Origin of the sequence: Microvirga mediterraneensis (genome assembly GCF_013520865.1) — a bacterium.
Taxonomy (GTDB): Bacteria; Pseudomonadota; Alphaproteobacteria; order Rhizobiales; family Beijerinckiaceae; genus Microvirga; species Microvirga mediterraneensis.
In genome coordinates, this window is the sequence record NZ_JACDXJ010000001.1 from 202,503 (window position 1) to 228,648 (window position 26,146).

Annotated in this window: 33 protein-coding genes; 7 read left to right on the forward strand and 26 right to left on the reverse strand. The window is 63.0% G+C overall.

Going from position 1 to position 26,146, the window contains the following annotated elements:
• Nucleotides 1-101: 101 nt before the first annotated feature.
• Together H0S73_RS00915 and H0S73_RS00920 are read right to left on the reverse strand one after the other, a co-directional pair.
• Nucleotides 102-524: a response regulator gene (locus H0S73_RS00915; RefSeq protein ID WP_181050386.1), complete on the reverse strand. Its 423-nt coding sequence runs from the start codon at nucleotides 522-524 to the stop codon at nucleotides 102-104.
• A gap of 43 nt (nucleotides 525-567) precedes the next feature.
• Nucleotides 568-963 (reverse strand): response regulator, encoded by a 396-nt coding sequence (locus tag H0S73_RS00920; RefSeq protein WP_181050387.1) that lies wholly within the window; start codon nucleotides 961-963, stop codon nucleotides 568-570.
• Between the two features lie 166 nt (nucleotides 964-1,129).
• Between H0S73_RS00920 and H0S73_RS00925 the strand changes: the two genes are divergently transcribed.
• Nucleotides 1,130-1,573: a response regulator gene (locus tag H0S73_RS00925; RefSeq protein WP_181050388.1), complete on the forward strand. Its 444-nt coding sequence runs from the start codon at nucleotides 1,130-1,132 to the stop codon at nucleotides 1,571-1,573.
• Nucleotides 1,574-1,583: 10 nt separating this feature from the next.
• On the opposite strand, the gene H0S73_RS00930 is transcribed toward H0S73_RS00925, so the two are convergent.
• Nucleotides 1,584-3,254: a methyl-accepting chemotaxis protein gene (locus H0S73_RS00930; protein WP_181050389.1), complete on the reverse strand. Its 1,671-nt coding sequence runs from the start codon at nucleotides 3,252-3,254 to the stop codon at nucleotides 1,584-1,586.
• A gap of 280 nt (nucleotides 3,255-3,534) precedes the next feature.
• On the opposite strand from H0S73_RS00930, the gene H0S73_RS00935 reads away from it, so the two are divergent.
• Nucleotides 3,535-4,119, forward strand: a complete 585-nt coding sequence (locus tag H0S73_RS00935; RefSeq protein ID WP_181050390.1) for a hypothetical protein — start codon at nucleotides 3,535-3,537, stop codon at nucleotides 4,117-4,119.
• 227 nt (nucleotides 4,120-4,346) lie between these two features.
• On the opposite strand, the gene H0S73_RS00940 is transcribed toward H0S73_RS00935, so the two are convergent.
• A complete protein-coding gene (locus H0S73_RS00940) occupies nucleotides 4,347-5,021 on the reverse strand; it encodes a transglutaminase-like cysteine peptidase (protein ID WP_181050391.1) in 675 nt (224 codons plus the stop codon).
• A gap of 331 nt (nucleotides 5,022-5,352) precedes the next feature.
• Nucleotides 5,353-5,490: a hypothetical protein gene (locus H0S73_RS00945; RefSeq protein ID WP_181050392.1), complete on the reverse strand. Its 138-nt coding sequence runs from the start codon at nucleotides 5,488-5,490 to the stop codon at nucleotides 5,353-5,355.
• A gap of 193 nt (nucleotides 5,491-5,683) precedes the next feature.
• Here H0S73_RS00945 and H0S73_RS00950 point away from each other — a divergent pair, with 193 nt between their 5' ends.
• Nucleotides 5,684-6,064 carry a hypothetical protein gene (locus H0S73_RS00950; RefSeq protein WP_181050393.1) on the forward strand — a complete coding sequence of 127 codons (381 nt, stop codon included), beginning with the start codon at nucleotides 5,684-5,686 and terminating at the stop codon, nucleotides 6,062-6,064.
• A 132-nt stretch (nucleotides 6,065-6,196) separates the two neighbouring features.
• Here H0S73_RS00950 and H0S73_RS00955 read toward each other — a convergent pair whose 3' ends face one another.
• From H0S73_RS00955 to flgF, 21 genes are all read right to left on the reverse strand, one after another.
• Nucleotides 6,197-6,982 (reverse strand): DUF1217 domain-containing protein, encoded by a 786-nt coding sequence (locus H0S73_RS00955; protein ID WP_181050394.1) that lies wholly within the window; start codon nucleotides 6,980-6,982, stop codon nucleotides 6,197-6,199.
• 38 nt (nucleotides 6,983-7,020) lie between these two features.
• A complete protein-coding gene (locus H0S73_RS00960) occupies nucleotides 7,021-7,581 on the reverse strand; it encodes a hypothetical protein (protein ID WP_181050395.1) in 561 nt (186 codons plus the stop codon).
• A gap of 81 nt (nucleotides 7,582-7,662) precedes the next feature.
• Nucleotides 7,663-8,487: a flagellin gene (locus H0S73_RS00965; protein WP_181050396.1), complete on the reverse strand. Its 825-nt coding sequence runs from the start codon at nucleotides 8,485-8,487 to the stop codon at nucleotides 7,663-7,665.
• A gap of 377 nt (nucleotides 8,488-8,864) precedes the next feature.
• Nucleotides 8,865-9,716: a CheR family methyltransferase gene (locus H0S73_RS00970; RefSeq protein WP_181050397.1), complete on the reverse strand. Its 852-nt coding sequence runs from the start codon at nucleotides 9,714-9,716 to the stop codon at nucleotides 8,865-8,867.
• Nucleotides 9,713-10,828, reverse strand: a complete 1,116-nt coding sequence (locus tag H0S73_RS00975) for a protein-glutamate methylesterase/protein-glutamine glutaminase (protein WP_181050398.1) — start codon at nucleotides 10,826-10,828, stop codon at nucleotides 9,713-9,715. The genes H0S73_RS00970 and H0S73_RS00975 overlap by 4 nt, the downstream gene beginning before the upstream one ends.
• Before the next feature lie 4 nt (nucleotides 10,829-10,832).
• Nucleotides 10,833-11,216, reverse strand: coding sequence for a response regulator (locus tag H0S73_RS00980; protein WP_181050399.1), 384 nt, complete (start codon nucleotides 11,214-11,216; stop codon nucleotides 10,833-10,835).
• A gap of 52 nt (nucleotides 11,217-11,268) precedes the next feature.
• Nucleotides 11,269-11,718, reverse strand: a complete 450-nt coding sequence (locus H0S73_RS00985) for a hypothetical protein (protein WP_246388686.1) — start codon at nucleotides 11,716-11,718, stop codon at nucleotides 11,269-11,271.
• Nucleotides 11,715-12,062 (reverse strand): magnesium transporter CorA family protein, encoded by a 348-nt coding sequence (locus tag H0S73_RS00990; protein WP_181050400.1) that lies wholly within the window; start codon nucleotides 12,060-12,062, stop codon nucleotides 11,715-11,717. The genes H0S73_RS00985 and H0S73_RS00990 overlap by 4 nt, the downstream gene beginning before the upstream one ends.
• Nucleotides 12,063-12,118: 56 nt before the next feature.
• On the reverse strand, nucleotides 12,119-12,616 hold the full coding sequence (locus H0S73_RS00995; protein WP_181050401.1) for a rod-binding protein: 498 nt from the start codon (nucleotides 12,614-12,616) through the stop codon (nucleotides 12,119-12,121).
• Nucleotides 12,617-12,665: 49 nt separating this feature from the next.
• Nucleotides 12,666-13,064 (reverse strand): hypothetical protein, encoded by a 399-nt coding sequence (locus tag H0S73_RS01000; protein WP_181050402.1) that lies wholly within the window; start codon nucleotides 13,062-13,064, stop codon nucleotides 12,666-12,668.
• Nucleotides 13,065-13,069: 5 nt separating this feature from the next.
• Entirely contained in the window at nucleotides 13,070-13,825 is a 756-nt protein-coding gene (gene fliR, locus H0S73_RS01005; protein ID WP_181050403.1) for a flagellar biosynthesis protein FliR, read from the reverse strand.
• Nucleotides 13,822-15,897 carry a flagellar biosynthesis protein FlhA gene (gene flhA / locus H0S73_RS01010; protein WP_181050404.1) on the reverse strand — a complete coding sequence of 692 codons (2,076 nt, stop codon included), beginning with the start codon at nucleotides 15,895-15,897 and terminating at the stop codon, nucleotides 13,822-13,824. Before flhA ends, fliR begins: the two co-directional genes overlap by 4 nt.
• Nucleotides 15,898-16,085: 188 nt before the next feature.
• Entirely contained in the window at nucleotides 16,086-16,352 is a 267-nt protein-coding gene (locus H0S73_RS01015; RefSeq protein WP_009493088.1) for a flagellar biosynthetic protein FliQ, read from the reverse strand.
• A 2-nt stretch (nucleotides 16,353-16,354) separates the two neighbouring features.
• Nucleotides 16,355-16,750 carry a flagellar hook assembly protein FlgD gene (gene flgD / locus H0S73_RS01020; protein WP_181050405.1) on the reverse strand — a complete coding sequence of 132 codons (396 nt, stop codon included), beginning with the start codon at nucleotides 16,748-16,750 and terminating at the stop codon, nucleotides 16,355-16,357.
• A 15-nt stretch (nucleotides 16,751-16,765) separates the two neighbouring features.
• Complete coding sequence (gene flbT, locus H0S73_RS01025; protein WP_246388688.1) at nucleotides 16,766-17,185, reverse strand: flagellar biosynthesis repressor FlbT; 420 nt, start codon at nucleotides 17,183-17,185, stop codon at nucleotides 16,766-16,768.
• Nucleotides 17,182-17,529: a flagellar biosynthesis regulator FlaF gene (flaF, locus tag H0S73_RS01030; RefSeq protein ID WP_181050406.1), complete on the reverse strand. Its 348-nt coding sequence runs from the start codon at nucleotides 17,527-17,529 to the stop codon at nucleotides 17,182-17,184. Before flaF ends, flbT begins: the two co-directional genes overlap by 4 nt.
• A 15-nt stretch (nucleotides 17,530-17,544) precedes the next feature.
• A complete protein-coding gene (locus tag H0S73_RS01035; RefSeq protein ID WP_181050407.1) occupies nucleotides 17,545-18,603 on the reverse strand; it encodes a flagellar hook-associated family protein in 1,059 nt (352 codons plus the stop codon).
• Between the two features lie 3 nt (nucleotides 18,604-18,606).
• Nucleotides 18,607-20,070, reverse strand: a complete 1,464-nt coding sequence (gene flgK / locus H0S73_RS01040) for a flagellar hook-associated protein FlgK (RefSeq protein WP_181050408.1) — start codon at nucleotides 20,068-20,070, stop codon at nucleotides 18,607-18,609.
• 32 nt (nucleotides 20,071-20,102) lie between these two features.
• Complete coding sequence (locus tag H0S73_RS01045; RefSeq protein WP_181050409.1) at nucleotides 20,103-21,302, reverse strand: flagellar hook protein FlgE; 1,200 nt, start codon at nucleotides 21,300-21,302, stop codon at nucleotides 20,103-20,105.
• A gap of 96 nt (nucleotides 21,303-21,398) precedes the next feature.
• Nucleotides 21,399-22,721 (reverse strand): flagellar protein export ATPase FliI, encoded by a 1,323-nt coding sequence (gene fliI, locus H0S73_RS01050; protein WP_181050410.1) that lies wholly within the window; start codon nucleotides 22,719-22,721, stop codon nucleotides 21,399-21,401.
• Between the two features lie 8 nt (nucleotides 22,722-22,729).
• On the reverse strand, nucleotides 22,730-23,455 hold the full coding sequence (flgF, locus tag H0S73_RS01055; RefSeq protein ID WP_181050411.1) for a flagellar basal-body rod protein FlgF: 726 nt from the start codon (nucleotides 23,453-23,455) through the stop codon (nucleotides 22,730-22,732).
• A 200-nt stretch (nucleotides 23,456-23,655) separates the two neighbouring features.
• On the opposite strand from flgF, the gene motA reads away from it, so the two are divergent.
• From motA to fliN, 4 genes are all read left to right on the forward strand, one after another.
• Nucleotides 23,656-24,537: a flagellar motor stator protein MotA gene (gene motA, locus H0S73_RS01060; protein WP_181050412.1), complete on the forward strand. Its 882-nt coding sequence runs from the start codon at nucleotides 23,656-23,658 to the stop codon at nucleotides 24,535-24,537.
• Nucleotides 24,537-25,469 carry a flagellar motor switch protein FliM gene (locus H0S73_RS01065; protein ID WP_181050413.1) on the forward strand — a complete coding sequence of 311 codons (933 nt, stop codon included), beginning with the start codon at nucleotides 24,537-24,539 and terminating at the stop codon, nucleotides 25,467-25,469. The genes motA and H0S73_RS01065 overlap by 1 nt, the downstream gene beginning before the upstream one ends.
• Nucleotides 25,450-25,764 carry a hypothetical protein gene (locus tag H0S73_RS01070; RefSeq protein ID WP_181050414.1) on the forward strand — a complete coding sequence of 105 codons (315 nt, stop codon included), beginning with the start codon at nucleotides 25,450-25,452 and terminating at the stop codon, nucleotides 25,762-25,764. Before H0S73_RS01065 ends, H0S73_RS01070 begins: the two co-directional genes overlap by 20 nt.
• Before the next feature lie 83 nt (nucleotides 25,765-25,847).
• Entirely contained in the window at nucleotides 25,848-26,138 is a 291-nt protein-coding gene (fliN, locus tag H0S73_RS01075) for a flagellar motor switch protein FliN (RefSeq protein WP_181054199.1), read from the forward strand.
• Nucleotides 26,139-26,146 lie beyond the last annotated feature (8 nt).

The following is a 26,146-nucleotide window of genomic DNA, read 5'->3' on the forward strand; positions in this document are numbered from 1 at the left end:
CCGGGCTTGTCCCGGCCATCCCGATAAGGAAAGGCGCGTCGCTTCAGGTTGTCGAGATCACCGGGACGAGCCCGGTGATGACATGAGGGGGGATGCCGCCTTCAGAACCGCCGGGCCTTCGCGGTGAGCTGCTTGATCCGGTCAACGACGTCCTTTGACGGGTACGGCTTCTTCAGCAGCGGGCCGGCCTCGCACAGGGTCGCGGCGATGTCGGCCGAGCGTTCCGCCCCGGACGTGAGGATCACCTCGGTGCCCGGCTTGTTGGTGCGGATCCAGCGCGCCAGCCCGAAGCCGTCCATGGACCCGGGCATTTCGACGTCGCTGAACACCACGTCGACGGAGACCTCCGGCGATTGAAGGATCGACACGGCCTCCTCGGCGTTCACGGCCTCATGGACCCGGTAGCCGCATTCGCGCAGGTAATCCGCTATCACGAGGCGAATCAACACCTCGTCCTCGACGACGAGAACGGTCGGGAGGGGGGATTCGGCATCGGCCGTGATGTTCTTCGACAGGGTGCTCACGGCTTCCTTAACCGCTGAGCTTCGGTCCTTGTTCCCTTCGGGCCTATGCGGGCTCGGGCCAGTTGAGGCTGCGCATGACGATGCCGACGACCTGCGACGCGGGATAGGGCTTGCGCACGAGAGGCCCCAGGCCGCCCGGGTCGATATCCCCGTCCGCGGACGCGACGATGATCCGCATGGGCTTCTGCCGGGCGCCGGCCAGATGGGCGGTCTCCAGCCCGCTCTGCGCCCCCGGCAGATCGAGGGCGATGAACAGGAGATCGACCCGGACGGCCTCGATCACCGTCAGGGCCTCCTGGGCGGATCCGGCTTCCAGGACCCGGAACCCCGCCTCGCGCAGCTCGTCGCTGACGAGGCAGCGGACCCGGACATCGACTTCGGCCACGAGGATAGTGGGAGGTGTCCGGCGTGGAAGAACCGTGACGGATGCAGCGCTCATTCTTGCCCCTGACGCCATACAATACGCGGACAACGTGCATCCGTCCCAAGGGTTCTCCCGCAAATTCGCGCCGGTTTCCCTCGATTGTCTGGCCTGAGGAGGCGGAACAGTCTATCAATGGTCGCGTTCCTTGCCTTTGCCCTCACCCTCACCCCGCGTTGGCATCTTGTCCGATCCGAAACCCTTAGGCGTCATTCTCCTGGTGGAAGACGAGCCGCTCGTGCGGCTGGTGGCGGCCGAGATTCTCATGGAGGCACAATTCCGCGTGATCGAGGCGGCCGACGCGGAGGAGGCCCTGACGGTCCTGAAGGCCGAGATCGGCATCGACGTGGTGTTCTCGGATGTGGAGATGCCGCCCGGCATCAGCGGCTATGACCTGGCCTGGCAGGTCCACCGGCATTGGCCCTGGATCGGTCTCCTCGTCACGTCCGGCCGGGAATGGCCGCGGGAGAACGATCTGCCGCCGGGAGCGGCCTTCCTGGGCAAGCCCTATTCCCAGGCAACCCTGCTGTCCCATGTCCGGGCCGCCGTCGAGACCGCCCAGGCCGCCAGGGCCCGGTCGCAAAGCGGCACGGGCGGCGCAACGCCACCCGTGCCCAAGACCGCATGAATGCTGTGATCTAGGCCGCCCGCACGCCCTGCAGGAATCCATCGACCTCCCGGCTCAGGGCGTTCGAGTTCGCCGCGAGCTCGCCCGCCGCGGCGAGCACCTGGGAGGCGGCCGAACCCGCATGGGTCGCGGCGCCCTGGACCTGGGTGATGCTCTCGCTCACGTCCTGCGTGCCCCTGGCCGCCTCGCTGACATTGCGCGCGATCTCCTGCGTGGCCGCCTGCTGCTCCTCGACGGCCGCCGCCACGCTGGTGGCGATCTGGTGCACCTCCTCGATGGTGAAGCCGATATCGCGGATGGCCTCGACCGCATCCTTGGTCGATTGCTGGATCTGGTGGATGTGCGCGCCGATATCCTCGGTCGCCCGCGAGGTCTGGTTGGCGAGTTCCTTCACCTCCGCGGCCACGACGGCGAACCCCTTTCCGGCCTCTCCCGCCCGCGCCGCCTCGATGGTGGCGTTGAGGGCGAGAAGGTTGGTCTGGCTTGCGATCGTATTGATCAGGGCGACGACCTCGCCGATCTTCTGCGCGCCCTCCGCCAGCGTCTCCACGAGCGCGTTGGTCCTGCGCGCGTTCTGCACGGCGCGAGCCGCCGCGACCGAGGTCTGCGACACCTGCGAGCCGATCTCGCTGGACGAGGCGGCGAGCTGCTCCGCCGCCGCCGCGACGGCCTGCACGTTGCTGGAGGTTTCTTCGGCGGCCGCCGCCACCGAGTTCGATTGCTGGTTCGTCTGCTGCGCGGTCGAGGCCATCGAGCGGGCCGTCGCCTCCATCTGCTGCGCGGCGACGGACAGGTGCTGCACGAGGCCGCCGATACTGCCCTCGAAGCTCTGGGCGAGCGCCATCATGTCGAGCCGGCGCCGCTCCGCCGCCTGCTTCCCGGCCTCGGCCTGCGCATGACGCAGGGTCTCGGCTTCCCGCATGGCGCCGGCGAAAACCTGCGTCGCCTGCCAGATATCGCCGATCTCGTCCTTGCCCGCCTTGGCCTGCGGCAGGTCATACTCGCCCGAAGCGAGCCTGCGGATGGCCTCGGTCACGCGCTTCAGCGGCTGGGCGATCTGCAGATGGCCGACGAGCCAGCCGATCAGCAGCGCCAGGACGGTGCCCGCGAACGCAATGGAGATGAGAAGCATCAGGCGCTGGTCGTAGAGCTCCGACACGCGCCGGTTGACGGCCTCGATCTCCTCGCTGCCGCGCTTGGTCAGGGCATCGATGCTGACCTGGAAGGCCTTCCGGTTGGCGCGGTTGGCCTCGTTGTTGCCCTGCGCATTGGCGGCGGCGGGCGAGACCTCGCTGGCCAGGCGCACCGTTTCGGAGCGGAACCTGCCGAACTCCGCCGCATCCCTTACGACCGCATCGAACAGCGCCTTGTTGTCGGCCGGGACGATCGGCTCCCATTCCTTCAGCAGCGCGTCCACGTCCTTCAGGGTCGCGAGAAGGCCGTCGCCGAACTTGCGCGCCTCGGCCGTATCCTTCGACGCGTAGATGCCCCTGGCTTCCATGACCACATGGGTCACGAGCCGGTTGAGGCGCTCGCCATAGAGCGCACGCGTGGCCGCAAGGCGGACATCGTCGACAGCCTGGTGATAGGTCTTCAATGTGCTGATACCCACGACGGCGGTCACGACCGCGACAAGGCTCAGGGCCGCCACAAGGGCGAAAATCTTCGTCCTAATTCTCATGATAAACCTCGAGCGGCCGACGTCACCGCAACATCTCTGAACGACATGTCATGGTATCGCGCGATGGCTTGCGCGAGGCTTGCTCTCGGGTTGCATCCACTTGCGAGGAAGCGCCTCTTCTTCGCTTTGCCGCATTCTTGACGGTGAACCGGATCCGCTTCACCGAAAAATGCCCCTAACCCTTTGGAGGTATACGGCCAAGTTTCGCCACCCGAGTGACGAATTCTTAAGCATACGCCCATAGTCCTGATGACACGCGGTTCTCAACGTGGCGGTTTCCATGGGCGTTCGGTTCGACAAGGTTTTGGAGCAGGTTGCCAGGGCTGGAAATGCCAGGGAACAGGTCTCCACGGCCGAGCGGCGGCAACGCAAGGTCCAGCGCATCGAGGAATCCATCCGCGCGCGCGAGGCGGTCGGCGACCGCATCGTGATGTGCCTCGGCCTGGCCCTCACCCTGTCGGCCATCGGCCTGCCGGTCTATGCCCTGCATTTCAGCGAAAGCTATACCTATCTCACGAGCGCCGTGGCCGACACGACCATCGGCAAGGCCGTGCCACGCACGATCGACTTGAACCCCGCGACGACAGGCTCACTGGCGAAGAAGGATCTCGAACCGGCCGCAGGCCACAAGAGCGCCACGACCCCGAGCGTCAAGGGAGGCCCGCAGTTTCAACGCTACGTTCTCCATCGGGCCACGGGCGAGTCCGCCCTGATCGAAGGCCCCGACGGTATCTGGTGGGTCACGCCGGGCATGACCCTGCCCGGCATCGGCCAGGTGATCTCCATCGAGCGCTCCGATGCCGGTTGGGTGGTTCTGACGACCGAGACCATGATCACGCAGTCACCGGCACGGGCTTCGAGCTGAAGATTACGGGGCGCTCAAGCGGGCGCCGTCCCACACCCTGCTGACAACGAAAGCGACGTGGCCAAAGCATCGGACCCAAAAGCGGACATGCGCTTTTGGGTCCGATGCTTATTCTTATGCTGGCGCATCGTCCGGCGCGGTTCCGGAGGGTCGCGTCGGCGACCGTTAAGGCCCGCCGGTGAAACCGGACCCTTTTTCCCGCAGGATGCGCTCGAAAGACCCGTCGCCTACTTCGTCGCGGTCGCGACCGGCGCGGCCTGGTTTCCGAGCCAAACCCAATTCACATTGTCCGAGCCTTCCCGCTTCACATAACGATAGCCTGTCTGCTGCCAGGGCAGGACGACGTTGCGCTTGTTGTCGAGGATGTAGTCGCCGCGATCCGTCCGCGCCATGAGAACCGCGTGCCCTGCACCGAGTTCATCGATCACCACGGTCATGCGCAGGGCTCGCTGCGGCAGGCCGGCCTGCGTGAGACGGCGGCGTTTGAGCAGCTGGATGTCTTCGCAATCGCCCATGCCGTCATCCGGATAATCCCAGCGATCCGCGACACCCCAGTGATCCTGGTCGGTGACGGGCACGATTTCCTTGTTCACCTGCTCGTTCACGTCGACGATCAGCTTCCACGCCGCCTGATCGAGAACGATCGTGTCGGGCTCCGAACGATTGGGCGCGCATTCCTGCGGCAGCTGCGTGCAGAACTCGATCCAGGCCGGCGTCGGCCCGGCGGCACCGACTGCAAAGAGCGTATCGCCGGACGCCCGTTTGGCGAATTGAGGGAAGTCGAGTGCCGATCCCGCTCCTGCTGTGGCGGACAGGACAAGGGCCGCGAGACCTGCTGGCGCGAAGAAGCGTTGAAAGCGTTTACTGCGCCGTCGTGAAGCTTTGAAAGTAATCCCGCACATGCCCCGCACCTGTTCAGTTTTATTATTTTCAATAAAGCTGTCAGCAGCGGATGCGCGGCGCAAGCGCGAACTTGCCGCAAGATCACGAACGACTCGGCACTGTTGACTTCAAGCAACAGAGCAAGCAATCGCCGCCCGCGACCTATCCAAACGAAGAGGAAAGATCAGGTCCGAGGTACCGCCCATACAATCACGTCCATCTCAGCGGACGGCTCAGTCCCGAAATCGTTAAATGGCTCTCTTGGCGAACGTAGAGAAGACTCGCCGGAGGCTTCACCGACGAGCATCGCTCCTCCATTCGGCGCGCATTCTCAAAGAGACTTGGTTTTGTTCACGACCGGCCCTGCGCCATGCTGCGACTTCTGGCCCAATGCCTTGTTTTCGCGGACGACATCATGAGGCGGATGACGGGCATTCCAATCAGCCCGACCAGGGAAGCTGCGACGACCGGCACCAGAACGATAGCCACGGATCTCTCCTCATCACTCGGAGGTACTCCTTCAATATGAGGCAGGAACCTTTCCCGAACCTGACCATCTCCGGCGCAGGTCCGTTACCCGCGGCCATTGGTTTACTACGCTCTCAGGAAACGCTTCGTCCGGGCCGGGTCGTCGGTATAGTGCAGCCTGGAAACGAGTTTCGATTGGCCTTGGGAGATCGTCTTGAGAACGCTTTTCGCGACACTTGCAGCTGCCCTCGGCGTCGGCGGCTGCGTGCCGGCCGTTCAGGAGCCCCTTGCCCTGTCCTGCTCGGATTATATCGGCAAGCCCATCTCGGCGCGCATCGCCGCCTGGGGACCGCCGCGAACCGTCTACCGGATCAGCCCAACCCAGGTCGGCTATATTTTCGAGAGCAGGCAGACAGCCTTCATCGGCGGCGAGCCCTATTACACGGTGAATTACATGATCGGCGCCGACAAGCACCACGCGCCGGTGCGCAAGGTGACGACGATCTGCAGCGGCCTCTTCATCGTGAACGCGCCCAGCGACGCGCTCCCGGTCACGGAGCGGATCGTCGAGGACGTGATCTCGGTGAAAGGCTGAAGCATTTTTCGGTGAACGGAATTCGGTTCGCCGTCGAAGAATGCGGTCGAACAATGAAGAGAGGTGATTCCACATCAGTGGAAACACCTCTAGCCCATCGTGCGCCCCCCTGGGGCCGCACGATGCACGCGATCAGAAGCCTCCGAGCCGAAGCTTGGTGATGCTCATCATCAGGTCGACGCTGATGCCGGCTTCCGCCGGCTCGGAGAACAGGGTCAGGACCGGGGATGCCGTGGCGGCGCTCACGTTGTTCATGTCGTACATGGCGGCAAAGCGCTGGATCAGCTTATCGACTTTCTTGGGATCCTGCAGATCCTTGATGTTGAGATGCTTCTCCAGGTTGCGGACCTGCAGGTCGAGATCCGCCTTGGAGGCGCCGGTCGGGATGCTGAACGTCGTCTGCACGAACTTCAGGAGCGCCTTGTCGGCCAAAAGCCCCATGGTGGTGGTGACGCTCGACGCCTTGCGCTTGAAATAGAGGGCGAGCCTCACGCCTTCGTTCTGCTCGCCTTCCTTCTTTTCGAGAGTTTGCTGATAGTACTTGCTGACCGCTTCGGTGGTCGCGCTGGTCTCCGATGTCGCCTTGTCGCCCTTGGCGGCGAAGTCGAACGCCTTGGCGAATTCCATGTACCGCTTGTCCGTCATCTTGTTCGCCATGCTCTTGGTATCGGTGATACCCTCGGTGAGCACCTTCTTGATGAAGGCCTTGGCGTAGGTCATGTCCTCGAGGCCATAGGCCTTCATGGCATAGCTGAAGAGACGGTAATCATTCACGAATGCGTCGATGGTCTTCACCTTCGAGATATTCGCCAGGTAGTATTCCGTGTCGCGCTTGACCATCGCGTCGTTCTGGGTGAGCGTCTTGGTCAGCGCCGTGTTGGTCTGCAACATCTGGTAGCGGGTCATCGTGCTGATCATGGCTCACTCCTTCGGCTCGTAAGGCCGCGCACCGTGCATCAATCCCGAGCCGTCGCGATGGACCGGCAATCCTTCGAGAATCGCTCCGCCACCGCATGGGTTTCGTCGGGATCGAGGGCGAACCTCACGCTTTGCGGCTCGAGGCGGAAATCCGCAAGCTCCACGATAAGCGTCTGCGCTGTCGCGAGGCTTGCGACGAGATTCATCACCTGGTCTTCTCCGCGCAATTGGCCGTAGCGGTCGCGATAGACCCAGCGCGCCACCTCCGGCGGGCGGTCGTCGAGCCAGAGGACCGTGCTGCGCCCCCGATGATCGCTGGGCCCGAGATAGGCCTTCTGCATCACCGTGGCCGCGACGGCGACCTGCGGCGGCTCGTCCTCTCCCGTCACCTTCGTGCAGGAGAACCAGAGGGAGCTCCCCCCCTCGCCCCTGATCTGCGCCAGCGCGCGGTTCGGAGCGCCGCCCTGGTCGATCTGCAGGGCATAGTTCCAGGCCCGGAGAGCGCCGGTCGTCGCCGACAGGGCCGAAAGGTCAGGGACGACCAGTCCGAGCGTGCCCGCAATCACCAAAGCGGTCGTGCGAAAATATAGATTGAACATGGCTCAGCGTTCCGCGAGCGACCCAAAAAGAAGGCCCCGCCTTTTGCAAGACGGGGCCTCGTATCACCGATCAGGAGGCTCTTACTGGAAGAGCTTCAGGATCATCTGGCTGTTCTGGTTCGCGATCGAGAGCGACTGAACGCCGAGCTGCTGCTGCGTCTGCAGAGCCTGCAGGCGGGTCGAAGCCTCGTTCATGTCGGCGTCGACCATCGAGCTCACGCCGTTGGTCAGCGAGTTGGAGAGCGACTCCAGGAACTCCGACTGGGCGTCGATCTGGTTCTGCACGGCGCCGAGATCGGCGGCGTATTCACGAACGGCGGTCAGGCCCGTGTCCAGAGCCGCGTGCAGCGTCTCGGCATTGGCTTTCGACGCGATGGTGGTCGGAGCCGTCACGGCAGTCGTCAGGGTCGTCTTCAGGTCCTGCGAGGTGAGGTCGATCGTCGTGAAGGTCGCTCCGCCCCAGCCCGACACGATGTTCACACCGGCGGTTGCGCTGTTCAGGATGTTCACGCCGTTGAAGCTCGCACCGTCGATCAGGCCCGTCAGGGTCTTGGCGAGGCCTGCCAGCGCCTTGTTGACTTCGTTGTAGCCGCTCGTGCCATCGACGTCGCCAGCCTGCGTGGCCTGCTCCTTCATCTTGGTGAGCGTGTCGGCGATCTGCGTCAGGGCAGCCGTCGCGGTCTTCACCAGGGCGGAGTTTTCCTTCAGCTTGTCCTTGATGGTGCCGACAACGCTGTTCTCGGCCTTCATCTTGGTCGAAACCGACCAGTTGGTGGAGTTGTCGGCAGCGGTCGCGACCTTGAGACCCGTGGAGATCTGGCTCTGGGTCTTGCTCAGCGAACGCTGGGTGTTGCTCAGGTTCTGGAGAGCGGTGAGAGCGCTGGAGTTCGTGAGAATCGAAGACATGTGCTTCTTCCTTGAATGATGTGAGATTTTTTCAGGGAATGTCGGAATTTAACCGACCCAGCGGAGTGGCCTCATGCCTCGAGAGAATCTCGATCCGCTGCTCACATGACATCCGGGCTTTTACCGGCAAAATGGATCGGCATCATGCCTGGCCTTCGGACGAAGGCGTACCATAGTGCTTTCTTGGCACCCGAAGCGAAAGCGCTTCATCTGCGGTGCTTGTGCTTCCTTCTTTACGGGCCCCTGTCCCTTGCGTCAAGCACAAAAGTCAGCATCGATCGCAAAAAACGTCGTGTTTACAATTTGTTAACCATATTCACCCGCCCAGCCGCGGGGCCGAGCGCTTCCAGGACATGCGCGGATCATCCGCTGGCTGCTCAACGGGCCCCGACGGCGAACATCTTCGGTTTGCCGGCCGCCGGCGTCTTTGCGTAGAGACCGCGATGAGCCGGATCGAGCGTCAGGGCGTCCGTCACCCCGAGCACGGTCTCAGAGGCACCGAGCAGGAGCGAGCCGTCCGCCGCCATCAGGCTGGCGATGCGGCGCAGAACGTCCGCCTTCAGGGCGGCATCGAAGTAGATCAGCACGTTGCGGCAATACACGATGTCGAAGGATCCCAGGCGGCTGAAATCGTCGAGCAGGTTGAGATAGCGGAAATCCACCATCGCGCGGATCTCGGGCGAGATCTGCCACTGATCCCCTGTCTGCGTGAAATACTTCACGAGGAGACGGATCGGCAGGCCGCGCTGCACCTCGAACTGGTTGTAGAGACCGGCCTTTGCCTTCTCCAGCACATCGGTCGAGATGTCGGACGCGACGATGTCGACGTGCCAGCCCGGCATCCGGGCGGACGCCTCCTTCAGGAGCATCGCGAGCGAGTAAGGCTCCTGCCCGCTCGATGCCGCCGCGCACCAGATCCGCAGCCTGCGGCTTGCCGCCCGCTCCTTCAGGTATTTGGGCAGCAGGACGTCCTGGAACAGATCGAACGGCGTCTTGTCCCGGAAGAAGAAGGTCTCGTTCGTCGTCATCGCCTCGATGGTCGCCTTTTCGAGCGCCATGGCGCGGCCGGCCCTGATCTCGCGGATGAGGTGCGAGAGGCTTTCGAGCTTGAAGCGCGTGCAGACGGAGGAGAGGCGGCTCTCGACGAGGTAGCGCTTGTCCGGCGACAGCGCCAGGCCCGACCGGGCCTTGAGGAACACGCGCAGGGCTTCGAATTCGGCTTCGGTCATGTCGAAGCTCCGGTGATGAGGCCTTTCAGCGATCGGCCGATGGATTCCAGCGGAAGGACCTCGTGGGCGAGGCCCGCCTTCACGATGCTGCCCGGCATGCCCCAGACGATGCTCGTCGCTTCGTCCTGGGCGATCACGGTCGCGCCCGCCTTCGCGAGGTGGCGCGCCCCGTGCGTGCCGTCGGAGCCCATGCCCGTCAGGACGACGGCGAGCGCCGACGCGCCGTAGACGGCGGCGGCTTCCCGGAACAGCACATCGACCGCGGGGCGGCAGAAATTCTCGGGCGGCCCGTCATTGAGCCTGATCGCCGCCTTGCCTCCGGACGAGACGACGCCCATGTGCCGCCCGCCGGGCGCGACGAGGATCGTCCCGGGTGCGACCGCATCGCCGTCCCGCGCCTCCCTCGAAGGAATGGACAAGAGGGTCTGAAGATGGTCCGCGAAGACGGCCGTGAACATCGCCGGCATATGCTGGACGATCAGCACGGGAATCCTCGACAGCGCCGGTTTCATGTCCAGGAGAACGCGCTCGACGGCCCGAGGGCCGCCTGTCGACGAGCCGATGAGCAGGCATTGCGGCTTCGTGCCGCCGAGCCTCGGGGGCGCCGGCGGCATCGGCGAGATGACCTTCGCGGCGGGCGACGCGGGGACGCGCGCTGGCCGGGCTTTCGTTTCGCTCAAGGCCCGCATTTTCTCGACGAGCTCGCGGCGGAACTCGTTCGCTGCGCCGGGAACGCGAGCGCTCTCCGGTTTCGCCAGGTAATCGATGGCGCCGAGCGAGAGGCATTTCAGGGAGATCTCCGCGTTCCTCTGTGTGAGGGTCGAGATCACGATCACCTTGCTCGCCGGATGCGCCTTCAGGATCAGCGGCAGAGCCGCAAGGCCGTCGACCTCGGGCATTTCGAGATCGAGCAGGATGATCTCGGGCTTCGCGCGGGCCGCCGCATCGACGGCCATGCGGCCGTTCGAGGCCGTCGCGACGATCTCGAAGCCACCCGCTTCGGTGAGCCACCGGCCGATCATGCCGCGAATGACGGCGCTGTCGTCCACGATCATCACGCGGGTGAGACGGCCGGGCACGGGAATTGTCTGGGTTACAGGGGAGAGTACCATGACCTCACGCGGAATGCGATGCCGGAAGAACGCCCAGCTCTTGGAATTTCGCCGCGAGAATGTCCCTGTCGAAGGGCTTCATCACGTACTCGTCAGCGCCCGCTTCCAGAGCGCGCGTGATATGGTCGAGGCCGTTCTCCGTCGTGCAGAAGACGACCTTCGGCGTGCGACCTTCCGGCGTGGCGCGCAGGGCCTTGAGGAAACTGTAGCCGTCCATGACGGGCATGTTCCAGTCGAGGAGGATCACGTCCGGCATCTCGGCCTTGCAGGCCTTGAGACCCGCTTCGCCGTTCTCCGCCTCCGCGACGCGGAAATCCAGGCTCTCGACGATGTCGCGGGACACCTTCCGGATCACCCGGGAGTCATCAATGATCAGGCAATAGCTCATAAAAATTCTTCCCAGGCCTCGCCGCCCGGCCGCTTCGGAACAGGCGTCGGCGCTATGAACGGATATCGGACTTGTCGACGAAGTTGAAATTCTCGACCAGGATTTCCTTGACGATCTCGGCCCCCAGCCGCTTGTTGATCTTCTCCCGGACGCTGGCGATCATGCCGTTGACGTTGTAGCGGGAGAGTTTTTTGAAATCGAGCGTCTCGTCGGCATAGACATGGCGGAAGACCTCGTCCTGGATGAAGGCCTCGGGAGGAACGGAGATCTCGCGCATGGTCTTGGCATCGGCCGTGAAGACCAGGTTCGCGACCACGTAGCCCTGCACGGCCCCCTCGGCGATGATCGGGATATTCATCGCGGGCAGCTTCTTGTATTGAAGCCCCTCGTAATTCCCCTTCTCCTCCGTGGGAGCCTTCCCGACGGCCCAGGTCACGGCCGCATAGCAGGATGCCAGCGTGACCGCGCAGACCCAGAAGCCCGCCATGACGTTCTTCATCATGCGCCGAAGCCCGCCTTGTTCATGTGCGCTGAATACGTGCTGTCGGACTCAGCCTTCTGAATGGCATTCGAGATGATGCTCGCAACCTCCTGCACGGCCTGCATGTGCTGCTGCAGCATGTCCTGGTTGGTTTCGATCTTGGCCTGGAGATTCTGCAGCCGCTTCGTCGCCTTCTGGTCCAGAGCGTGGATATCCGGCGTCCGGACCATCCGGCTGATCTCGAGGAGGCACTGGCTCTTGCGCCGGTTGAATTCCTCCAGATTGGACAGGTCCCGCGCCATGAGGGCAGCCGTTTCCTGATCCAGGGTTTCTTCAAGGCGATCGAGGGATTTCATCAGCATCATGTGGCTTCCTGTTTAGGGGCGCTGGTCGGCCGCCATCCTCGTCATGTGAACTGGATTCAGACCTTGCCGGAGAACGATGCGGGGGCCGGAGGGACACGGATGTCGGAGGAGCGCCCGGGTTCCTGCGCGTCGAGGAGCCGCTTTGCGATTCCGATGCCGCCCGCCTTCGAGATCTGCGCACCGATCTGTTCCGCCATCATGGATTTCCAGATGGAGCCTGCATTGCCCTTGCCATAGGTGTTTTCCGCATCCTTCGGCAGCATGGATTCGACGAAGGTCTGGAGGATGTAGGCTTCGAATTCCTGATGCGCCTTCTGCGTCCTGGCGGCGCTGGCCGACTCGGCATCGTTGCGAAGCGAGTTCCGCAGCGTGTAGATGTCGGCACCCGATGCCATCAGCGGCTGGCCGGCCATGGACTTCATGGCGTCGTCGAAGCTGGCGCCGTCCAACGCGGACGCGCCATCGAGAAGCTTTTGCGACGCGGCCTGATAGCGTGCGGGATCCGCCGCCCGGGCAACGTCGTTGATAATATCTGAGGGCGGGCTGATCGCCATCTCGCATCTCTCACGTTTCAGACTTGAGAGGAGGTTTAACCCGGCTAGCTTACGGGAAGCTTGCGCCTTCGCCTTTTGCGAGCAGCTCGATGATGGAAGCGAGATCCTTCTTCTCACTTTCCCGGCGGTCTTGCTCCTTGAGACCCGACAGCATCTTCTCCGCCCGCTTCGCCTGCATGGCCTTGTCGACGGTGACGGCCTTCTGCGCCACCTTGGCCTTGTCCACGACGCTCGCCTGGGACGCCAGTGCCTGCAGGCGCTTGGCCGCGACATCCACGAAGAGGCCGTGCAGCGTTTCGTGGTCGTTCATCGTCTGGATCAGCGTCTCCTGCGCGAGCTTGAGTTCGGATGCCTTCCGCTCGAGCTGAGCGAGTTTCAGCTCGGCCTCTTTCTGGAGGTGCTGCTGCATCTTCATGATGCGGTCGATCTTCCGAATCCTCTGTTTCATCCGGTCTACCCGTCCCGCAGCCAGGTCGAGAACGCCTCCATGAAAAGGAGCACGTAGTCGCTCACGGCAAAGTAGGTGATCAGCAAGCCGCCGAGCATGATGAAAGGCGTCGCCAGGAAATAGACCGGGATCTGGGGCGTGAGCTTGTTGGTGAGCCCGACCGCCAGATTGACGATGACGGAATACAGGATGAAGGGGCTGCTGATCCTGAGCGCCAGCACGAAGGAAATGCCGATCTGGTCGACCAGCTGCGTCAGGGACAGGTTCATGCCCAGTCCTTCTCCCACGGGCAGCCGCGAGTAGGAGGCGATGAGCCCTCGAAAGAACTCCCAATGCAGGTCGGACATGAAGAGAACGGCCGTCGCCACCATCATGATGAAGGACGTGATCGGCGGAAGAGGCTCCGCCTCGTCGATCGGCGTTCCGGGCATGCCGCCGAGGCTTAAGGCCAACGCCACGGCGTTCAGCATGGTCTGGAGGGCAAGAAAATAGACGCGGCCCAGGAGACCGATCAGAAGTCCCGTCAGGAGTTCCTTGCCGACATAGAGGAGAACGGCCGCCGGAACCTGCGACGTGATGCCCGCCTGGACCTTCTCGATGAGCACGGGCGCCAGCGCCAGGCTGGTGGCCAGGCCGATGAAGAGCCGCACATGCATCGGGATCCGGTTGCTCGAGAAGCCCGGGGCGATCATCAGGCATCCGCCGATCCGGCAGAAGATCAGGAAGATCGCCAGCAGGATCTCGGGCGTGACTTGGTTCACGAGATCGTCCCGAGCGAGTTGACCTCGACGCCGCGGGCGATTTCCAGATGCGACAGGACAGGCAGGGACGAGAACATGCGCTCGATGATCATGCGCACATAGGGGCGGGCATCCGGCGCGGTGACCACGGCAAAGGTCTGGACCTGTCCCATGCGCGTCTTGATGGCATCCGATGCCTCGGCGCCGAACTGTTCCACGAGGCGGGGATCGATGTCGAATTCGACCACGTCGCCTTTCGCGTCCCGCTTCAGGCTCTGATGGAACGCGATATCCCACTTGTTCCCCAGCCTCAGCACATTGAGGGCCCCACCCTCCGCAAGGTCGCCGCAGATCTGCTGGGCGATGCGGACCCGCACGTGCTCCACCAGCTGCTCGGCGCGCCGCGCATGGGGGGCGATCTCGGCGATCGCCTCGAGGATCAGGCTCAGGTTGCGAATGGACACTCTCTCGGCCAGCAGGAGCTTCAGAACGGATTGAAGGCCGGAATAGGAAATCTGCGAGGGGCAGATGTCGTCGAGCAGGCGCTTGTACTCGGAATCGAGGCCGTCCAGGAGATTGCGGACATCCTTGTAGGACAGGAGCTGAGGCAGGTTGTTTCGGATCACTTCGCTCAGATGCGTGAGGAGGACCGATGCTCCATCCACCGCCTGGAAGCCCTGCCGCTTGATCTCGCTCATGTAGACGTCCGACACCCACAGGGCCTTCATGCCGAAGGCCGGCTCGCGCACCTCGTCGCCGGGAACATCGGGGACCGGCCCGTCGCCCAGCACCACGAGGAGATCGCCGGGGCGGATTTCCTGCGTCGCCACGACGGTTCCGTGGATCTTGATCTGGTAGCTCTTCGGCGGGATCATCAGGCTGTCGGAGAGCTTCACGTCCGGCAGGACGAAGCCGTAATCCTGGGCGAACTTCTTGCGCATCTTGCCGACGCGATGCGCCAGGTCCCCATGCGAGGTCGCCAGGTAGGATGCCAGATGCTTGCCGAGGCACAGCTCGATCTCGGCAAGCTTCAGGGTTTCCTTGACCGATTCGCGCGACTCCAGAAGATTCTTCTGCTGTTCCTGGGCCAGCTTGGCCTGGGCCTTCGCGGCCTCGTCGGCTCTTTGCTTCGGGATCGAATAGGCGATGAAGCTCATGCAGCCGCCGAGCACCAGGAACGGGATCATCGGCAGGCCGGGCACGATGGAAAAGACGAACATCAGGGCGGCGGCCACCATGAGGGCCCGCGGATAGGCGCCGAGCTGCCCGAGCACGGCCTGCTGGGCCTGCCCCCTCGTTCCGCCCTTCGAGACCAGGAGGCCGGCGGCCAACGAGACGACGAGAGCCGGGATCTGGCTCACCAACCCGTCGCCGACCGAGAGCTGGACGAAGACATCCGCCGCCTTGGACAGGGGCATGCCGTGACGCGTGACGCCGATGACGATGCCGCCGAAGATGTTGACGGCAATCGTGATCAGGCTCGCGACGGCTTCGCCGCGGACGAATTTCGAGGCACCGTCCATGGATCCGAAGAAGGCGCTTTCCTCTTCGAGCTCGCGACGCCTCTTCTGGGCCTCCTTCTCGTCGATCAGGCCCGCGGACAGGTCCGCATCGATGGCCATCTGCTTGCCGGGAATGGCATCGAGCGTGAAGCGTGCGCCGACCTCGGCGATACGGGTCGCGCCCTTGGTGATGACGAGGAAGTTGACCGTGATCAGGATGATGAAGACGACGATGCCGATGACGAAATCGCCGCTCATCACGAACTGGGAGAAGCCGCTGATCACATGGCCGGCCGCATCGACTCCCTTATGGCCATCGGACAGAATGAGGCGGGTCGACGCGATGCTCAGGGCGAGTCGCAACAAAGTCGCGATAAGAAGGACCGTGGGAAAGGCCGAGAACTCGAGAGGCTTCTGGATCCAGAGCGCCACCATCAGGATCAGGACGGACAGCGCAACCGAAAAGGCAAGCCCCATGTCGATCGCCATCGGCGGAATGGGGAGAAAGAGAATGGCAAGGATGCCGACCACGGCGCCGGCGAATGCCAGATCCCTGCCGCGCCCCTGGGCTGTAACTTCAGTTGCTTCCATGTGCCTGCCAGCTCAACGGATGAACGATGAGACTGACACATGAACCATGAAGCTTGCGCGAGGGTCGCCGGTCGAGATCTATGCCCACTTGCGTGGAAGCACCTCTCGTCTGTGCCTGGCCGCATTTTCTCGGCGAACCGGATCCTCTTCGCCGAAAAACCGTCTGGCCCCGCGCATCGTGCAGCGGGCTAGAACCCCGTTACGATCTTGCCGTAGACCAGTTCGGTAAAGGCGAAGATCTGCGAGCCGACGAAGGAGCCGGTCACGAGGGCCACCACCAGGATGGCGATGATCTTCGGGATGAACGTGAGAGTGACCTCCTGGATCTGCGTCAGGGCCTGCACCAGGGCGATGACGATGCCGATGATCATCGCGGCGGCGACGGCCGGTCCCGCGGCAATGATGACGGTCCAGATGGCTGCCCGCACGAGCTCCAGGGCATCGACTTCATTCATCGTCAGCTCACGATGACGCCCGGGCCCAGGAGGATCTGTTCCCCGCTGGTCAGCTTCGCGACGGCGCCCTCGCTGACGATCGTGACGGACGTGACCTGACCGGTGATCTTGCCGTCGGCCGTCGAGATCGTGCGGCCGATGACGCTGTCGGCCTGAGAAAGGGCCGACGAGGCCAGGAGAGCGTCCAGCTTGGAATTGCTCTTCACGGTCTGCTCGACCTGGGAGAAGGTCGCGAGCTGAGCCATGTAGTCGGTGGACTTCATGGGCTCGGTCGGATCCTGGTTCTTCATCTGCGCCATGAGCAGCTTCAGGAAGTTGTCGTAGCTCGCCGTCGAGGTCGTTGCGCTCGTCGCGGCCCGCTGCGCCCCGGCGGGGCTGGATACGGAGGAGACGTTCATGATGGGACTCCCGAATTAGGCCGCTTGGACGGCGGCTTCCGCCGGTGCGGAGGGGCGAGCCTCGACGGGCTCGAACAGGGTTCGGATGAGCTTGAGCGCCTCGAACGTCCGGTCGGCCTCGACCAGGTCGCCCACCTTGCCCAGGGTATCCTTCACCGCCTCGTCGGCGGCGACCTGGATCAGGGCCTCGTGCAGCTTGCGGAAGGCACCCATGACCTTACCTGCCTCCTGAGGATTGATCAGGAGGGATTGCACGACGAAATAAAGCTGGCGCATCGGAGTCGTCGCCTCCGTGACCTGAAGAACGTGGCTCTCCAGGAGAAAGCGCGCTTCGTTCAAAAGGCTCAGCGTCACCTTCTGGCTGACCGTCAGGACGGCGCCGTTGATGAAGATGCGCTCCCCGGCCTTGAGGGAGAATCGCATTTTGGCTTTCATTTCAGCCCCTCCTGGATCATGGCGTTGATATCGATCAGCGCGGTCAGATTGTTGTGTTCGCCGCAGGCGACACGGCTCGTCTCCCGCATCACCCAGAAGCCTATCGAGATGAGCTGCGCCTTGAGCTTGTCGGGCATCTCGTTGTCGGGGTGCGCCAGGTCCTTGACGAGGGACGTCCACAGCCGCTGGAGAAACTCCAGGGCCTGGGTCATCTCAGGGGATCTGGACGGCAGGCCGTCGGCTGCCTTGAGGAGCCCGATTGCTTGTCCGAAGATTTCATACTCGCGCTGCCGACATTCCCGGGGAGCGTCTTCGACGACTTCTGCATACGAAAATCGATACATGGATAGGATCCGGGACTAGAGATAGTTGATCAGGCTCAGTTGCTTGAGCTGGGCCGTGAGCGAATACGACGTCTGGATCTGGGTCATGAGCTGATCCACCCGGACTTTCGCCTCGGCAGGATCGACGGCCTCCAGCTTGCCGATGCGCTCCTCGAAAATCGCTTTCTGCAGATCCATTCTCACGTTGGCGCTGTCGGCCTTGGCCTGCGCCGTTCCGATGCTTGCCTGCACGTCGGTGACGCCGCTGACGGCCGTCGAAAGGACCCGGGCGGCCTTCATGATCACCATGTCCCGCGTCGCGGGGCTGAGCGTCTCGATGCCGAGATCGAAGATCATCGTGTAGGCCATCGCGATCTGGCGAATGGGCGTCGTATTCGCGTTCGTCGACGTCTCGACCTTTTCCGTGGGCGAGATCAGGCTCTGGATGTTCTGATCGGACGCGTTCGAGAAGGCGCTCCAATCCGGTCCTTCGAAGATTTGGCGGAAGGGACCGTCCAGGAAGGCCTCCATGTCCGCAGGGGAGATCCCGGAAGCGAGCGGATCGCTCTGCGGGAATCCGAAGCCGCCGGACGCCACAGGCGCGGCGAATGCGCTCGCGACCAAGTCCTTGAGCGAGGACGGAACACCGTTCGCATAGCCGTTGGCGGGCGCCGTGGTCGTGTTGATGCCGCCGAAGACGTATCGCCCTCCGATCGAGACGTTGAGGTCCCCGACCAGACTGCTCATATAGGCCGCCGCCTGCCCCTTGACGGTTTCGACCGGAGGGTTGGAGGGCAGTCCCACCAGGGCATCCCTGAACTTGGTCGCGTTCTCGCGGATGCTGTCGAGGGCTGCCGTCGTTGTCTTGAGGCGCTGGATGGCCAAGCCGTTGCTGTCGGTCAGCGTGTCGATTTCCGCCCGCTGCTGGCGCAGGGAGAGAGACTCCCCGACCTTGTGCCCGAGAGCGAGCCCGACATCCGCGTGCCGCCCCGTCGTCAGCTCCGTATTGGCTTTCGTGAGGCCGCTCTGCAGCTTATCGAGAGTCGACTTGGATGAGTTCCAAAGCGAGATAGTCGAGACGAAAGTCGTTCTCATGGCTTAGCCTACAACGCTGAGAAGGGTCTTGAGCATCTGGTCGATGACCGACAGCAGTTTTGCCGATGCCGCATAGGATTTCTCCAACTGCAGCATCAATGCCGTCTCATCGTCCATGTTGACGTCGGTTGCGTTCGACAGCGCTTCCGACGCATGGCTGAGAAGCGTCGTCTGATAGTCGACGTTCTGGCTGGCGCTCTGGCGCGTGGTTTCGAGCCAGCTCCCGGTCAGGGATGCGAATCCCTGCAGGGACGCGGTAGGCCCGAATCCGAATGCGGGGTCGAAGGGGCGTTCCGCGACCATGCCGCTCGTCAGGGCGTAGAGCCGCCCGGAGAAGGCCGCGTTGGCGTTGCCGCTCGGATTGTAGACGTAGTCGGTACCGTTGATCCCGCCATCGCGGATCGCCTCGAAGGTGCCGCCCTTCGCCGGGTCGACGGCATCGCTGACGCGGATCAGCCCGGCCAGCCCGGTAGAGGCCGGCATAGTGGGGATGCCCGCGGCGCCTGCGAAGGTGAAGATCCCCGGCATGTCGGGTTGCCCCGCCCCGCTCTGATCGCTCTCGGCGAAGGCCTGAATCAATCCCCGGGCGAGCTCGTCGAGCTGCTTCTGGTAGGTGACGGCGACATCGTCGCGCACCTGTGCCAGCCCGACGAGATTGCCGGAGTTCAAGGGCATGAGGGCTCCGGGTCCCGTCACGCGGATCCCGTCGATGAAGACATCTCCTCCCGTGGTGGCGGGGCCGAAGACCGTGGTGGGGCTGAAGGTCACGGGCCGGGCCGTCCGCTCGAACAACGGTACGCCGCTGTCCGTGTACAGCGCGATGTCGTTGCCCGCTCGCGGCACGACCGTGATCCCGATCTCCTCGGACAGCTGCGCGATGAGGCTGTCGCGCGTGTCCATGGCATCGCTGACATCGGCTCCGAGGGCAGTGCCGCTCATGACCTGCTGGTTGGCCTTCTCGAACTTCGCGAGAAGATCATTGATGCGGTTGACCGAGCCGGCCATGCCTTTGTCCGCTTCCAGGCGGACGGACTGGATCGTGGCCGTGGCCCGGTTCAAGGTATCGGCCAAGTCCGTGGCGGCCTTGACGAAGGCGCGTGCCAGCGTCGTATTGTCCGGCGCGTTGGCATATTGCTGCAAGGCGCTGTTCAGGGCCCCAACCCGGGCGGCGGCGGATTCGTCGAGTTCCGTGTCGCCGATCGTCTGGCTGAGCTTCTGCAACCCATCGAGCAGCGCCTTCTGGGTCGCTGAAGCGGAGGTGGTTTCCAGCATCTTCGTCAGGAGCGCCTGATCGCTGGCCCGCAGGACGGTGACGCGGGCGTACCCGCCCGTGGTGGTGAGGACACCGATCTTGCGTGAATAGCTCGGGTCGGTCGCGCCGGATGTATTGCGCGACACGACCGCCATTTGCGATTGCGACGCCTGCAACGAGGAACGCGCCGTATTATAGGCTACTGACAGAGACATGGATCACGGGCCCTTGAGCAGACAGGAGAGCGTTACCGCTTCAGGTTCATCAGAACATCGAGCAGCTCGGATCCGGTCTGGAAGACCTTCGAGTTCGCCGTATAGCTGGTCTGGGCCTCGATCATCGCCGTCAGCTCGGTGCCGATATCGACGTTCGATCCTTCCAATGCCCCTGACGCGATGGACCCGAAGCCGGACATCTCCGGGAAGCCGACCTGGTAGCCGCCGGATTGAGCCGTCGTCTCGTAGACGTTGCCGGCGCGGGGGCTCAGATTGTCCGGGCTCGAAACATTGGCGAGCGGGATCCGATAGGCTCCGACGCGCGTCCCGTCCTCGTAGACGGCATAGACCGTTCCGTCGGATGCGAACTCGACGTCCTTTACCGCCGACGGCGCATTGCCGTTGGCCTCGCCGGTGACGTTGTATTCGCCAGCGAGCTGCGTCATGCCCGCCATGTCAAGAGCGAAAGGCTCGCCGCCGGGAATGCCGAAGTTCAGCACGGACGGGCCGGTCAATTGGCCGTCGGCATCGAAGGTCAGGGTCATCGACGTCGTTCCGGTCAGCGGATCGGCACTGGAGCCGTTGGCAACGCTGATGCTCCATTGCGTATCGCTGATCTTCGACAATGCGATATCGATTTTGATCGGATTGCCGACCTTGTCATAGACCTGAAGCGAAGATTGCTTGCTGACGGCGGGCAGTGCGACGACCGGGGCCCCATCCGGCAGGTTGCCCTTGAAGGTTCCTTTCGTAGACCCGCTGGCCTGCATGGCGAACGACGACATGTTGACCGGCTCGACGCCGTCGAGGCTGTTCAGGGAGGGGTTCACCGCCCCTGACCCCAGCTTGTATCCCATGAGGGTAAAGCCGTAGGCATTGACGAGGTTGCCCGTCCGACCGTCCTTGACGAAATTGCCCGCGCGGGTCAGGTAGGGAGATCCGCCCGGATCCGTCACCACGAAAAATCCGTTGCCGGAGATCGCAAGGTCCGACGGAGACGTCGTGTAGGCGATCGGCCCCTGATCGGCGATCGTGTAGCGGACGCGGCTCGTGACGGAGCCGGAATTGTAGTTCCCTTCGCTCGACGGCAGGATCAGAGACGAGAACTCTGTCGAGGCGCGCTTATATCCAGTGGTGCTCGAGTTCTGGATGTTCTCAGCGACGGTACCCAACTTGTTCGACTGAGCGTTCATGCCGGAAACGCCACTACGAAGAACGCCATAAAGACTCATCTGAAGCTCCTACGGTTTCAAACTGGACCTAACACCATGACGCTTGTGCGAAGCTGTGTTCCATTCCAGGGATGATGATGCGAGACGTGAACGACTCTATTGCTTGAGGGATTGGGCCAGATCCATGAAGGCGTCGCGGCTGGCAGGCATGGACGGATCCTGTCGAAGCGCCTCGTAGATCTTCGGGACGAGAACCACGGCCTGATCGAGCTCCTGATCGTTGCCCGGATGATAGCCGCCCATCAGCCTGAGATCGCGCGTATCCTCGAAGCGCGCGATCATTCCCCGAAGGCGGCGCACCAGCTCCTTCTGGTCCGGCGACCAGACATGATCGGCCAGACGCGAGATCGAACCCAGCACGTTGATGGCCGGATATCGCCCCTGATCCGCGATCGCGCGATCCAGAACGATGTGGCCGTCGAGCGTTCCGCGAATGTTGTCGGCAACGGGATCGTTATGATCGTCGCCATCGATGAGAACGGAGAAGATGCCCGTGATGGAACCCTTCCCCTCTGCTCCGGGCCCCGCCCTTTCCAGAAGGCGAGGCAGGTCGCTGAAGACGCTGGGCGTGTAGCCGCGGGCCACGGCAGGCTCTCCGGCCGCCAGGGCCACGTCGCGCGCCGCATGAGCATAGCGCGTGACGGAATCCACGATGAGCAGGACCGAATCCCCGCAATCGCGGAAGTACTCCGCGATGGACACCGCCGTGCGCGGCGCCTGGCGCCGCATCATCGGGCTCTCGTCACCGGTCGACACCACCATGACGGATTTATGCAGATTCGCCTGGATGGGGCCTTCCAGGAACTCCCGCACCTCGCGGCCGCGCTCTCCCACCAGGGCAACGACGATCGTGTCGAAGCCCTCGCATTTGGCCAACATGGTCAGGAGAGTGGACTTTCCGACGCCCGAGCCCGCAAAGATGCCGATGCGCTGCCCTTGGCAGAGAGGCGTGAACAGGTCGATGGCCTTGACGCCCGTTCTCAGGGGCGTGGTGACCCTTGCCCGCGTCAGGGCGGACGGCGGCTCGGCATCGTTCCTGACCGGGTCGTGGCCCGGGATGAGAGGTCCGAGATCATCCAGCGGCTCGCCGAGCGCGTTAATGACCCGGCCTCGCCAGGTCTGATCCGGCCGCAGGCCCGTGTCGCTCACGATGAACACGGGCGTTCCGATCCCGGCTTCGATGCGCCCGCTGAAGGGCTTTACGGTGACGCCGCAATCGTCGATGCGGACGACCTCTCCGGTCTGCGTCCCTCCATCGGCGGCAAAACCGACGCGATCCCCAAGCTTCACGAATTGCGACAATCCCGCAACGCGATAATAGCTGGGATTCACCTCGCGGATGGTACCGCTGATCCGTACCTTTCGTCGCCCGACGGCTTCGGCCAGAACAAACTCTTCAAGTCTTTGGAGCGCGTTCATCACGGCCGTCAGGTGCTGGGACCGAGAGTCCGGATGGCATCCATGAAGGTCGATTCGCTCTCCTGGATGGTCGTCGCGGCGCTATCGAAATTCCGTTGGACCGCAATCATCTTCGTCATCTCCAGGACGGGATTGACATTCGATCCTTCGCTGAAACCCTGCTTGATCCCGGTGGAGTTGAAGTCCTGGACGACTTCGCCCGGAATGCTGGACCTGACGCCGGAGTTTCCGAAACGACTGAGCCGGCTGTCGTTGCGCAGGTTGAAGAGACCGATCGCTCCGACCTGGTTAGTGCCCTGCGTGATCGTTCCGTCATGGCCGATGGTCGGGGCGCCTCCCATCGGATCCAGGGCGATGGGGGAGCCGCCGGCGTCCAGGACCCGGTAGCCCTCGACGGTCAGGAGATCGCCGTTCTCATTCATCTTGAAGCGGCCGTCGCGAGTATAGACGGCCCCGCCGGGACCGTCGAACGCGAACCAGGCTTCGCCCTGAATGGCGACATCGAGCGGGTTGTCGGTCTTCACGACAGGGCCGGTCCGCCGGGACACGTAGTTATGTCCGGAAGACGCGAAGGACACGTTCTCCTTGGCCGCGAGCGAAAGAATTTCCTCGAACTTCACCTCGTCGGCCCTGAAGCCGCCCGTGTTCATATTGGCAACGTTGTTCGCAATCGTGTTGAGGCGCTTTTCCATGGCCACCTGGGCGGACAATGCGACATAGAGCGAGGATTGCATTGAGGAACTCCGGCCTTTTCTCTCATGAGGGCGGCGCTGGCCGACCCTGATGGCGCGGCTTCCATCCGCCGCATGAACCTAGCCCTGGGGGTAGCCGAACAGCCTTGCACGAGGCTTGCCCCTCCGTTTCCAGCTTCGCGCAAGCCTCCGTGATTAAGACATCCTCAGCAGGTTGGACTTTCGCAAAAGGGACCACAACGTTGGGCGTTTTGATCGGATTGGCAGTCGCCATTGGCTCGCTCGTGAGCGGCTATGTCGCCATGGGCGGTCATCTGGCCGTGATATGGCAGCCTTGGGAATACGTGATCATCTGCGGCATCGCGATCGGCACGTTCATCATCGCGAACCCGATGCCGCTGGTGAAGGACACCGGTCGGGCCGCCCGCGAGGCGATTTCCGGCACCGTTCCGAAGAGGGACCATTACCTCTCGATCCTGGGCCTTCTCTACGCGCTCATGCGGGAGCTGAAGAACAAGCCCCGCAACGAGGTGGAAGGTCATATCGACCAGCCGGAGGAATCGGAGATCTTCAAAGCCTTCCCGAGCGTTCTGAAGGACAAGGACCTCACCCTCTTCATCTGCGACTATGCGCGCCTGATCATCATCGGCAACGCTCGTCCCCATGAGATCGAAGCCCTCATGGAGGAAGAGATCGCGACCCTCAAGCGCGACCGGACAAAACCCTATTACTCCATCAACACCGTGTCCGAAGCCCTCCCCGCCCTCGGCATCGTGGCGGCCGTCCTGGGCATCGTGAAGGCTCTCGGTGCCATCGATCAGTCGCCCACCATCCTGGGCGGCCTGATTGCCTCGGCCCTCGTCGGAACCTTCGGCGGCATCTTCATCTCCTATGCGTTCCTGTCGCCGCTCGCGAACAAGGTGAAGGCCACCCGGGAGAAGCAGACCCGCGTCTATGTCATCGTCAAGCAGGCACTCATCGCCTATATGAACGGCGCGCTGCCCCAGATTGCCGTGGAGCATGGCCGCAAGGGCATCTCCGTGGATTACCGCCCGACCATCGATGAAGTTGAAGCCGCTACGACCACGGGCGGCCGCAGCGAAGACCTGAAAGAGGCCGCGTGATGATGAGCGGCTCACAAAGCGCCAACGATATCCGCGACATGCTGCTTGACGCGGCGGGCCTTTCCCTCGACCGCCTGCCGATGCTCCACGTGATCTTCGACCGCATGTCGACGAGCTGTGCCGAGCATCTGCGCCACATGGCCGCCTCGCCCATGTACTACTCGCTCAGCGGGCTCGAAAGCGGACGCATCACCGAAATCCTGGAGATGTACGAGGCCAATGCGGTTGCGGGCATTTTCCACGCTCCGGAATGGGACAGCCATATCCTGATCGGGTTCGACCGCGACTTCATCTACACGATGGTGGAGGTTCTCTTCGGATCCGACGGCTCGGAGCCGCCGGTCGAGGAAGCGCGCGGCTTCTCGAACATCGAGCTCAAGATGGCACAGACCCTCTTCGAGCAGGTCGCTAAAGCCCTGCAGGCCTCCTTCTCGCTTGTGGTCGACACGAAGTTCAAGCTCGAACGCATCGAGACCCGCATGGATTTCGCCGTCATCGGACGGCGGAACAACCAAGCCGTCGCGGCGAAATTCCTTCTCCAGGCGCTCAATCGCGGCGGCGAAATGTTCGTCATCATTCCGCAATCGGTCCTCAACCCGATGCGGAAAGCCCTCTCGCAGGTAGTCACCGGCGAATCATCGGGCCGCGACCCACGCTGGATGAAGCAGATCGCCACCGAGGTGAAGAAGACCGAGGTGACGCTCAAGGCCGTTCTCGAAGAGCGCTTCCTTTCGCTCGGCGAGATCGCCGACCTGAAGATTGGCGACGTGATCGAGCTGCAGGCGACGCCGCGCAGCCGCGTCAAGCTCGAAAGCAATCAGCAGGGCCTCTTCTGGTGCCATATCGGCCAGTCGGAAGGTTCCTATGTTCTCAAAGTCGATGAACTCATCGATCAGGAAAAAGAGTTTCTCGATGACGTCCTCCCTCGCTAACGCCATCCTCTTCCTTGCGCTCGTGACGACCAGCGTCATGGTCGCGGTGATGTACCGGAAGCTCAAAAAGCTTGACCGGTATCATGCCGAGTATCAGCAGATCTTCGACAAGACCGGAACTGCCCTTCTGGCCGCCCAGAACGCAGTGACGAACTTCGGCACGGAGGGCAAGGAGACACTCGTCCTTCTCAGCCAGCGTATCGAAGAAGCGCAGGCCGTTTCCGAGCGGCTCGAGACCCTCATCCGAGAGGCTCGCCAACAATCGCAGCCGCGCCCCGGCACCATCCACTCATAAGGTCCGCTCCCATGACGAATCCATTCGAACCCAAGCAAGACAAAGCCGTATGGCAGCAGGAAAACGCCTTCGAGGGCACCGGCATGCATGACGACAAGCTGGGGGGCGGGAAGAACCTCGACTCGATCCTGCGCATCCCCGTGACGATCCAAGTCGTCCTCGGTTCCGCCACCATGCCCGTCGCCAACCTGATGAAGCTCGGACGCGGCGCGATCGTTCCGCTCGACCACCGGGTCGGCGAGCCGGTCGACGTGGTGGTGAACGGACGCATCATCGCCCGGGGCGAGGTCGTCGTCGTCGAAGACGACAACTCCCGATTCGGCATCTCACTGACCGAAATCGTCGGTCCGCCCACCAACGATCTTAACGGCTAACTCGGCTC